Origin of the sequence: Pontibacter sp. E15-1, from assembly GCF_022601975.1 — a bacterium.
GTDB lineage: Bacteria > Bacteroidota > Bacteroidia > Cytophagales > Hymenobacteraceae > Pontibacter.
In genome coordinates, this window is the sequence record NZ_JAKVIR010000051.1 from 1 (window position 1) to 10,246 (window position 10,246).

At 51.4% G+C, this 10,246-nt stretch carries 11 protein-coding genes; 2 read left to right on the plus strand and 9 right to left on the minus strand.

Features of this window, described 5'->3' with window-relative positions:
* Positions 1 to 70 precede the first annotated feature (70 nt).
* The 6 genes from MKJ04_RS22550 to egtB form a co-directional block, all read right to left on the minus strand.
* The gene (locus MKJ04_RS22550) at positions 71 to 538 is read right to left on the minus strand and encodes an NAD(P)H-binding protein (RefSeq protein ID WP_241644442.1); all 468 of its coding nucleotides are present in this window, start codon (positions 536 to 538) and stop codon (positions 71 to 73) included.
* 397 nt (positions 539 to 935) lie between these two features.
* Positions 936 to 1,304, minus strand: coding sequence for a hypothetical protein (locus MKJ04_RS22555; RefSeq protein ID WP_241644443.1), 369 nt, complete (start codon positions 1,302 to 1,304; stop codon positions 936 to 938).
* Between the two features lie 238 nt (positions 1,305 to 1,542).
* On the minus strand, positions 1,543 to 2,334 hold the full coding sequence (locus MKJ04_RS22560; protein ID WP_241644444.1) for a phenylalanine 4-monooxygenase: 792 nt from the start codon (positions 2,332 to 2,334) through the stop codon (positions 1,543 to 1,545).
* Between the two features lie 405 nt (positions 2,335 to 2,739).
* A complete protein-coding gene (locus MKJ04_RS22565; RefSeq protein ID WP_241644445.1) occupies positions 2,740 to 3,852 on the minus strand; it encodes an aminotransferase class I/II-fold pyridoxal phosphate-dependent enzyme in 1,113 nt (370 codons plus the stop codon).
* Positions 3,853 to 4,087: 235 nt separating this feature from the next.
* Positions 4,088 to 5,071 (minus strand): L-histidine N(alpha)-methyltransferase, encoded by a 984-nt coding sequence (gene egtD / locus MKJ04_RS22570; protein WP_241644446.1) that lies wholly within the window; start codon positions 5,069 to 5,071, stop codon positions 4,088 to 4,090.
* A gap of 32 nt (positions 5,072 to 5,103) precedes the next feature.
* Positions 5,104 to 6,375 carry an ergothioneine biosynthesis protein EgtB gene (gene egtB, locus MKJ04_RS22575; RefSeq protein ID WP_241644448.1) on the minus strand — a complete coding sequence of 424 codons (1,272 nt, stop codon included), beginning with the start codon at positions 6,373 to 6,375 and terminating at the stop codon, positions 5,104 to 5,106.
* 259 nt (positions 6,376 to 6,634) lie between these two features.
* Between egtB and MKJ04_RS22580 the strand changes: the two genes are divergently transcribed.
* The gene (locus MKJ04_RS22580) at positions 6,635 to 7,684 is read left to right on the plus strand and encodes an o-succinylbenzoate synthase (RefSeq protein WP_241644451.1); all 1,050 of its coding nucleotides are present in this window, start codon (positions 6,635 to 6,637) and stop codon (positions 7,682 to 7,684) included.
* A 356-nt stretch (positions 7,685 to 8,040) separates the two neighbouring features.
* Positions 8,041 to 8,346 carry a hypothetical protein gene (locus MKJ04_RS22585; protein ID WP_241644453.1) on the plus strand — a complete coding sequence of 102 codons (306 nt, stop codon included), beginning with the start codon at positions 8,041 to 8,043 and terminating at the stop codon, positions 8,344 to 8,346.
* A gap of 76 nt (positions 8,347 to 8,422) precedes the next feature.
* On the opposite strand, the gene MKJ04_RS22590 is transcribed toward MKJ04_RS22585, so the two are convergent.
* The 3 genes from MKJ04_RS22590 to MKJ04_RS22600 form a co-directional block, all read right to left on the minus strand.
* The gene (locus MKJ04_RS22590; RefSeq protein WP_241644455.1) at positions 8,423 to 8,884 is read right to left on the minus strand and encodes a DoxX family protein; all 462 of its coding nucleotides are present in this window, start codon (positions 8,882 to 8,884) and stop codon (positions 8,423 to 8,425) included.
* A 51-nt stretch (positions 8,885 to 8,935) separates the two neighbouring features.
* Positions 8,936 to 9,556, minus strand: coding sequence for a trimeric intracellular cation channel family protein (locus MKJ04_RS22595; protein WP_241644457.1), 621 nt, complete (start codon positions 9,554 to 9,556; stop codon positions 8,936 to 8,938).
* Between the two features lie 120 nt (positions 9,557 to 9,676).
* Positions 9,677 to 10,150, minus strand: coding sequence for an SRPBCC family protein (locus MKJ04_RS22600; protein WP_241644458.1), 474 nt, complete (start codon positions 10,148 to 10,150; stop codon positions 9,677 to 9,679).
* Positions 10,151 to 10,246: the final 96 nt, after the last annotated feature.

A 10,246-nucleotide genomic window follows, 5' to 3' on the forward strand; every position in this document is an offset into this window, starting at 1 on the left:
CTTTTTTCATCTTTCCACTTTTTAGGTTATTACTCTTAAACTTAACTTGTGGTCTGATTTTGCCGAGGTATTATACTTTTACATAAGTATCGATATACTCAAGGTCAGGCTCAATGTAAATTCCATTTCTACCAATAACCCAATTTAAACCTGATTCTAGCACATCTCTTTCAGTCTGACGATTGCTTTTTACTATGGGGCTAAAAGCGGTTTTTCCCTCGTCACCAATAATGCTGGTGTAGACTACCTTCCTTACCCCATTTTGTTTTGCAGCTTCAATTACGTTTCTATGTTGTTGGATTCTTTTTTGCGGATCGTCCATTCCTGAAATAAGCAATATCGAATCAATTCCCTTTAATGCTGTATTAAAGTCCTCACGGCTATTGTAATCAGCTTTTCGAACTTCAATACCGAGGTGAGATGCTTTTTCTGGTGTCCGTACAATCCCGATTACGTTCTCTGCTCCAATTTCCCTTTTAAGTTCATTTACTATAGAAGAACCTAATTGTCCATTTGCTGCTGTAACTGCAATTTTCATGTTATGTTTTTAATTATGCCCAACGGTTTGAGTATTGCTGAAGGTGGGGCGTTTTAGCACTAAAGTTCAATCGAAGAACTGAAGTTGAGACATGCTCAAAAGTTCAATAGAATCCATTCAACCCGGCTTTTGGCAATACTTTGTTAGCTGCAGTCTTTTAAATTAGTTCAAGAAATTTACTTACTGTTTCTTTAATATTGTTTAAATCGGTTGTATTCACTTTTTCATTAAATTTTTTTGCTTCATATATTTCTACTTCTAATTTTCCAAGAATATAAGAAACTGATGTGTCAAATCTTTGTCTTGGATTAACTACATTTTCTCGAGCTATAAGTCTTAGGTTATTACAGAGAATTGAAATTTTATCATCATCAAATGTTATAACATTGGGAGAATGTCAAAATTCATTTCTAACTTTTCTAATTATGTGTAAATCGTTGTGAATGTCTTTGTTTCTTAATCCAATCGAATAAGAAATATTTATATTATTTGAAAATGTTCCTAATGCACCATTAAAGGAAAGTAATTCATCTAAATGCTTTTTGTTCCCAATTAATTTCTTTCTAAATAATTTGTCAAATACAGCTTCTAAATATGAAGTTGCATATAAAGCTGAACCTCTTTCAGTTTCAATAGTTAATTGATTTCTAAAATGTACAACTTCTTTTATATAGTCTACAACTTCTTTTGGAAGCTTTTCAAAATTCAAAATTTCATCAAATTTATTTAATGTTAATGAGTTTAATTCTTTGGCGTGGTTCTTCATAAGATTGCAGCTAACTATGGTATAAACGAAAGTTTATTCGGCTTGTCTGTCGAAATCGACTGATAACTGAAACCGGACTGCCGAATATACTGTACGTCCAGACCAATATAAACTACATTATTAGAATACCCGCTTGTTAGGCAGGGATAAAAAATACAAGTCAGCGTTAACTGACTTGTATAGGCGTGGTATATGTTGATGAATCACGCATTTTCACACTGGAAGCAATTATATTGGTTTATAGGACCGGACTAGCAGCTAATTTCTCCTCCAGTTTCGTTTTAATTTCGTCGATGGAACCAAGTAGCTGCTCGTACGAGTCAATCACAAAGTACCTGTCCTGGAAAGTGTCTTTGCGGTAGGGTGTGTCCAGAATCTGGTCGATGCTGTAGGCAAAGTGCTGCGGGGCGTTGCTTAGGCTAAAGCGCGTTTCGCCTACGGAACTCAGAATGCCAGCGCCATAGATCCGTAACTCGTTGTTTTCCCGGATCAGGCCAAACTCTATCGTGAACCAGTAGATGCGTGACAGAAATTCAATGGCTACTGGGTTGTCGGCGTGCTGGTAGCCGATCTGGCTCAGTGCCTGTAAGAACTGCGTAACAGCCGCATTGCTAAGCAGCGGCACATGGCCGAACACATCATGAAACATATCCGGTTCCTCCAGGTAATCCAGCTCCGACATTTTGCGAAGCCATGTGGTGGCAGGAAACTTGCGGTCGGATAGCAGCCCGAAGAAAATCTTATCGTCCACGATGCCCTCTACGGCCACTACTTCCCAACCATTAATCTTACGCAGGATGGCGTTAACATCCTCAAAGTTTGGAATGCCTGCCTCCTTAAACTCTACCACATCCAAACCTTCCATAAACTCTTTGGAAGCCTGCTTTGGAAGCTCCTGCATTTGCCTGGAGAACAGGACTTGCCATACCTCCTGGTCTTCGGGAGTATAGTTTTGGTAAACCTGCTGCATGTCCTGCAGGGTGGGTATCTGTCTTTTTTGCGTAGTTGCGTTTTGTGTTGTGTGATTCATGGTAGTATGGTTTTTATTTGAGGTATGGACATAAAAAAAGCCTGACTCCGGTTTCGGAATCAGGCTTTTGTATCGTTGTTTGTTAGCTACATTACATCAAACAAACGCATCCCATTCCGAAACAGCTGTTGCGGCGATAGTAATAATAGGCGTATGCGTTGTTTGTGATTTTCATTGAGACAAAGTTACAATTGATTGGTTAACTAAAAAGTTTAAACGTTGTTTTTCTTGGCGGGTTTAAAAGGAATTATTTTGCCCTCGCTCGCCTCTGGCGGGTGTGAGATTTCCGGTGGCGTCCCGCCACTTACACCTTTCAGACTTTAAACGCGGCCAGAGGCCAAACTATAGCACACACTCGCCAGAGGCGAGCGAGAGCGGGAAAGTTTATACTGTTCTTGAACTGCATCAACGGTTACGCAGCGCTTCCAAGCCGCGCTTCAGCCGCTGCATGGCTTCCTGCAGTTTCTCCTTCTCGATGGCGAAAGACATGCGCACATGGCCGGGGGCACCAAACGAATCGCCGGGCACGAGTTCTACGCCATGGCTTTCGCGGAGGTAGCGGCAGAGGTCTTCGGTGGTATGGGGCGCCTCACCGTACGGGGTGTGTTGGTTAAGGTAGTGGCTGAGGTCCGGGAAGAAGTAATAGGCTCCGCCCGGTAAGTAATAGCTTACATGAGGTATGGCATCCAGACCCTGCTGCATCAGTTTGCGGTTTTGCGCCAAGGCCTCCAGCATTTCAGGCATTACCTGCGTTTCCTGCTCCAGCGTCGCCTGGGCGGCATCCTGCAAAAAAACGCTCACGCCTGCCAGGGTTATCCCCTGGAAATCGGCACATTTTTTAATGATCTCTTCCGGCCCCACGATATAGCCGAGGCGCCAGCCAGACATGGCAAACGACTTGGAGAAGCCGTTTACGAGGAAAATTTGGTCTTCTTTTGCCCCTTGGCAGGAAAGGAGAGGAGTAAAAGCCCCATCGTAAGTAACACGGTCATATATTTCATCGGAGATCAGGTATAGGTTCGGGAATTCATTTGTCACCTCCAGCAGTGCCTCCAGCTCGGCTTTGGTATAGGTGCGACCGGTCGGGTTGCCGGGGTTTGTCAGTATCAGTATACGGCTGCGGTCGGTCAGGGTCTTGCGCAGCGCCTCGGGCGTCAGGGCGTAGCCTTCTGCCTGTTTTGTCTCGAGGGGCACCAGCATGCCCTTGCTGTACTTCATCAGGTCCTGGAAGCCGAACCAGGCCGGGGTTGGCACCACCACTTCGTCGCCCTGGCACAGCAGCACCGTGAACAGGTTGAACAGCGCCTGCTTGCTGCCGGGCGTTACCAGCACCTGCTCGGGCCTTACGTGCAGCCCGTTTTTATTGTAATGATCGGCGATGGCCTGGCGCAGTTCCGGTGTTCCCTCGGTGGGGCCATAGGAGGTTTTGCCCTCGTGCAGTGCGGTTATGGCGGCATCGATGGCGGGGGCGGGGCTTTGGAAGTAGCTGGCGCCGGAGGCCAGGGAGATTGGTGTCATAGCGTAGGAGTCGTGTAGGTATAAGTGAGCGATAGTTAAAGTTACGGGCCACAGGCTTGAAAAGCAAAAAGCACGTTCCGGTTGGGGAAGTGCTTTTTGCTTTTGGGGCCTGTCGAGTCACAGACTCGATTTTATTGGAAGGCACGGATTGCAAATCCGCGCCAGCATAATTTTTACTCATGCTGAAATTCCCCTCTTGGGAGGGGCAGGGGTGGGTATTCACATATGCAAGGCTCTAATCCACGGTAAACAGTACATCTGCGAAGCGGCACTCGGTATCCTGAAAGACCGTTTCGATGCGGAAGCCGCAGGTGTTGCCAAGCTCCTCGATCTGCTTCAGGGAATACTTGTGCGAGTTTTCGGTATGGATCGCTTCCCAGGCATCAAAATGAAAGGTCTGGCCTGTGGCCTGGATATGCACGTCCTGCGCTTTCTTGCTGACGATAAAGCTGCGCATCACGCCCTCATGCGGGTTGTAGATGGGGTAATGCATGAATTCGGCCAGGTCGAAATCGCCACCCAACTCCGTGTTGATGCGGCGCAGCAGGTTCATGTTGAACGCGGCGGTCACGCCGGAGGCATCGTTGTAGGCGCTCAGGATCGTGTCGGGGTCTTTGCGCAGGTCTACGCCCATCAGCAGCTTGTCGCCGGGACTTAGGTTGCTGCGGATGCTTTTTAGGAAGCTGATGCTCTCGTCGTTTTTGAAATTGCCGATGTTGGAGCCCAGGAACAGCACGATCTTTCGCTCGGGCTTGTGCTCCTGCAGCCACTCCAGCGCCTTAAAGTACTCGCCCACCACGGCCTGCACATCCACGGAGGGCATTTCCTGCTGCAGGCTGTCGCTGAGCTGGCGCATGGCGTCTCCGGAGATGTCCACGGGCACATAGTCGAAAGCGTTTTGCTGCAGGGCAAGCTCCCGCAGCAGGATCTTCGTCTTCAGGGCATCGCCAGCGCCCAGGTCGATCAGGTGGAAGAAGCTGTCTGCCGCGAAAAAATGCCGGGCAATCTCCTGCCGGTTCCCTTGCAGCACCTCAAACTCACAGCGGGTCAGGTAATACTCGGGCAGGGCCATGATCTCCTGGAAGAGCCTGCTGCCGGTGGCATCGTAAAAGTAGCGGGAGGGGAGCGATTTCGGGCTGGTGCCCAGGCCCTCCGCCACATCGGCTGCAAAGGTTTCGGTATCATTGGTGCCGTCTTTTTTGCGGCTTAGGTCTATCATGGGGGGTAGGGTCGAGGTCAGGTCCATAGGTTTTATTTTTGCGCCAGCCGGATGCCGTTGTATTGCCAGCGTTTGTCAGGGTGAAAGAAGTTTCGGTAAGTAGTACGGATATGGCTCTTGGAAGTGGCGCAGGAGCCGCCGCGCAGCACCATCTGGTTCAGCATAAACTTGCCGTTGTACTCGCCGATAGCGCCAGGTGCCTTGGTAAAGCCTGGGTAGGGGTGGTAGGCGCTGTAGGTCCATTCCCATACATCGCCATACATTTGCTGCAGCCCTTCAATAGTTGGGTCGGCGGCTCTTGGCTCCAGCAGTCCGCTCTCCACGAAGTTGCCTCCTTTGGGCGGGTATACCTGGCTGGCCGCTTCCCACTCAAATTCGGTGAGCAGGCGCTTGCCGGCCCAGTTGGCGTAGGCATCGGCCTCGTAAAAGCTGATGTGGCATACGGGGTCGTTGAGGTTCACTTTCTCCAGCCCGTGCATGGTAAAGCGGTGCCAGCCGTCCTCCTGTTTCACCCAATAGAGTGGTGCCTCCAGGTTCTGGGCATTCACCATGGCAAAGCCCTCATCCAGCCAATGTCTGAAATCCCGGTAGCCGCCATCCTGCATAAACGCCAGGTACTCGCCGTTGGTCACAAGGCGGTTCATGATCTGGAAGTCGTCCAGCAGCACCTCGTGCACGCCAAACTCATTGTCGAAGCTAAAGCCCTCGTCCCGGAAGCCGATGGTATACACCCCGCCCGGTATAGGTATAAACTCGGCCTTCGTAGCCTGGGTGGTTTCTTCTTTCTGCTGCGGTTTATACACCGGCAACATGGGGTTGGTGCTCAGGATATACTTGATGTCGGTCACGAGCAGTTCCTGGTGCTGCTGCTCGTGTTGCAGGCCCAGTTGGATCAGGGGCAGCAGCTCGGTTAGCGTGTCCTCATCGAGGCGCTGGAAAAGCTGCTGCATATGCTCGTCCACGTGCTGGCGGTAGGCGTAGATATCGCGCAGCGGCGGGCGGGTGAGGGTGCTGCGCTGGTCGCGTTGCACGCGGCTGCCAACGCTGTTGTAGTAAGAGTTGAACAGGTAGCTGTATTGCTCATGAAACACTTTATACCCCGGCAGGTGCGGCTGCAGCAGAAACGTCTCGAAAAACCAGCTGGTATGGGCCATGTGCCACTTGGGCGGACTCACATCCACGATGGGTTGCACCACGGTGTCCTCCGGCTCCAGGGGCTGACAGATAGTTTCGGTGTGGGCGCGTATGTGCGCGTATTGCTGCAGAGCTTCCTGCGTGGCAGGGGCTGTAAGAGGGGCATTCATAGGTATTCCTGGTTAGAGGGTTTGTAAAGGATACAAGGTTAGAACAAAAACAGGTGCCGTGGGTTAAGCTGTTTTACCGTAATTTAGTAAATAGTGGCCTATATCCCGGCAAGGACTACAATTGTTCGGATCGTAACGGTGGTATCGTGTCCTATTCCCCGGCAGTATTTTTTACCGGGGATGGTCATACTTCGGTTTTCATCTACGTCATACTTGCCGGTTATGGTTTATCTTCTCACAAAATCAACCCCGAAAAAACATGCCCCTGCAGCTGCGCTATACCGCCCATACCCTCCAATTTAAGTTTGATGCCCGGACCTCGCGTGGTGCCATTTCCGAACACAAGGTCTACTTTATCCACCTGTGGCACACGGAAGCGCCCGAAATAATAGGGATGGGAGAGTGCGCGCCCCTGGCAGGCCTGAGCATCGACGCCCGGCCCGACCTGGAGCAGAAGCTGGAGGTGGTGGCACAGCTAGTGAATGAGGGGAAGGTAGACCTGGAGGCCGTCGGCACGCTGCCCGAAGATTTGCAACTGCAGGAGTGGCCGGCCTTGCGCTTCGCCCTCGAAACCGCACTGCTCGATTTGCAGCACGGCGGCCAGCGGCTTCTTTACGACAATGCCTTCAGCCGGGGCGAGGCGGGTATACCCATCAACGGCCTCATCTGGATGGGCGATAGCCGATTTATGCAGGAGCAAATCGAGAAGAAGCTGGAAGAGGGGTATAGCTGCCTGAAACTGAAGATCGGCGGCCTGGACTTTGTGCAGGAACTGGCCATACTGCAAAGCATCCGGGAGGTGGCCAGCGTGCAGGAACTGACCGTGCGCGTAGACGCCAACGGTGCTTTCTCGCCGCAGGAAGCCTACAAAAAGCTGGAGCGCCTGGCCCGCTACGACCTCCACTCCATTGAGCAGCCGATAAAGCAGGGGCAGCACGAGGCCATGGCCCAGCTCTGTGCCTATACCCCCGTGCCCATCGCCCTCGACGAAGAGTTAATTGGGGTGCAGGAACCGGCGGAAAAGGTGCAATTGCTGGAAACGATCAAACCCCAGTACATCATACTGAAACCAACCCTGTTGGGCGGCCTCGCTTCCAGCGCTGAGTGGATCGAGCTGGCTGAAGCCCGCAACATCGGCTGGTGGAATACCTCGGCGCTGGAGTCGAATATCGGCCTGAATGCCATCAGTCAGTTCACAGCCAATTATAACATTACGATGCCGCAGGGATTGGGCACGGGGCAACTATACCACAACAACATTCCGTCGGGCCTGCAAATTGAGCAGGGACAGCTATGGTATAGGGTATAGGTTGCGTTTTCCATCCTCTCGTAGGGACAGGTCGCGACCTGTCCGAATCGTTCCCGAACCCAACAGTCAGCATCAGGATTTTCAGATAAACGGGAAGAAGTTTTAGAGACACGGCAGTTCAGTGTTACCTTGCGTTAATTTAAGGCTGAGGCGCGGACAGAAAGGTATACCCACTTAAATTTAAATTGTCCGGGATGATACGGTTGCCGGTGCTTATGGCTTGTTGTTTTATCGGCAGGTTCACGCGCGGACAGGTCGCGACCTGTCCCTACGAGGGTGTGGGGGGCCAACCCAAATGGCCGGTGCAGCGTTAGGATAGGGTATAAAATAGATTTCCATTCAAACCAAATCAACATATGCCAACCGACCAATACCACGAACCCGCACACGAGTTATCCGACAGCACCCGCACCTTTGCCCGCATGATCACGGGGTTAATTGAAGAGGCTGAGGCCATCAGCTGGTATGAGCAGCGCATCTCTGTGGAGAAAGACGCGGAGGCGAAAGCCATCATGAAAAACGCGCAAAACGAGGAGTTCAAGCACTTCGGTATGGACCTGGAGTTTTTGCTACGCAAGAAACCGGCATGGCGCGAGATGATGAAAATTATCCTGTTTACAGAAGGGGATATCGTGGCGAAAGGCGAGGAGGCCGAAGACTAAGTACGCAGTTTTATACCTAAATTATACAGCCCTCGGGCAGGAACGGTATCCGTTTTTGTTCGGGGGCTTTTTTCTGCTAAAAGGTTCTTTCGGCCCCCATCATGCTGCGGTCCAGGCTCAGGGCACCGCCACCGCCAACCGTCAGGGCCCAGGCCATCCCGATCACGAGCAGGTGAAACTCATACCCCTCGCCCGCCAGATTGCCGCCCCAGTTCATGAAAAAGCCGTTGGGCAGGTGCACCGTCAGGATGATGCCGATAAAAAGGCAGAGCATGCTAAAGGCCCAGATGCGCGTCCAGAAGCCAAAGATGAGGCAGATAGAACCAACAAACTCGATGAGGATGACTAGCCAGCCCAGCAGGCCCGGCAAACCCGTCATCTGCTCAAAGCCTCCCAGAAACGCCGCCGGGCCGCCCCCGCCAAACCAGCCAAGAAGCTTCTGCGCCCCGTGTGGCAAGATCACCAGCCCCAGCATGGCCCGCAGGACCGTGAGGCTCCAGGTGCCTGATGTATGGAGTATCCTGTATCTTATATCCATAGGCTGTAGTGTATTGGCTGGCATGATGCTACGCGATGTAGGGCAGCAACCCTAGTGCCGGAGCCGGTTAAATTTAGGCAAGCTGAGGTTGTACTTCAGGGCGACCAGGCGTATGAGGATGATGAACAGCACCGAGACGATGAAATTGGTGTTGCGCTCCACCTGAAGCTGCACCATGCCGAGATAGAACGTTGCCCCCAGCAGACAGGCGCTGGCATATACCTCTTTCCTAAACAGTACGGGAACTTCATTTGTGAGGATGTCCCGGATCACGCCGCCCATCACCGCCGAAAACATTCCCATAATGGCGGCAATTTCAGGGCTTACCCCCAGGCTCAGGGCCTTTTCGGTGCCCACGATCGTGAACAGCGAGATGCCCAGCGTGTCGAAAAGCAGGAAGGTGCGGCGCAGCCGGATGAGCCATTTGTATAACAGCCCGGTACACACAATGGTCGCGATGATGGTATACAGCAGCGTAATGTCCTGCACCCAGACGAGCGGATAGCTTCCCAGCATGATGTCGCGGAGGCTGCCCCCGCCAATCGCCGTGACAAAGCCCGTGAACCCGGCACCGAACCAGTCCTGCTCGCTGTCTTTCTCGCTCACGGCCAATGCCCCGGACATGGCAAACACCACCGTGCCCAGTATCTCAAGTATGTATTGTATGCTCACTGTCTTCTAATTTCCGGCAAGATAGGGGAGGCGCGCTATAAGCCCAAGCTTATTGCAGTCTAAAGGCAAACACGCGACAGGTTGTTTGCTTGTGGGGAATGTGCAGGTACTATTCTTGCCTTATGGCAGCACTTCCCGCCAGCGGTCGCTTTCCGCAAAGGTTTTTATCACATTGTTGCGCTCTTGTAAGAGCGTGGTCATGTAGCGCTTCAGAAACAATATATCGGCACACTTGCCAAGTGGGCCTAACGGAGAGGTATAATTGAAACGGTCTGTCATCAGTGTCTGGCCTTGCCGCTCCTCAAATAAGTGCTCGTGCCGAAATCCCTGAAAGGCTCCTTTTACCATTTCGTCCACGAAGTACGTGGGGCGCACATAAGCCGTTATTTTGCTGGTAAGCGTCTGCCATACCCCAAAGTGCCGCGCTCGCCACGTTACCTGCTCACCCATACCTATCAGACCAGTTGTTACGCCTGCAATGGCTTCTTCCCCGGTGGCTGCAGTTGAAATCTTATGTAAATCTATGCTGCGCGAAAGGTCAAAGCAGCGGGATATGGGCGCAGCAACGGTGGTGCGGATGCATATTGTAGGCATGGCCGAAGGTAGGAGTTTATTAACTCAAGTTGTGTGGTAGGCTCTAAAGGTAAAAAGAGAAATGGTTGGCTAACAAGAAGCCAAGCACCTTTAGCA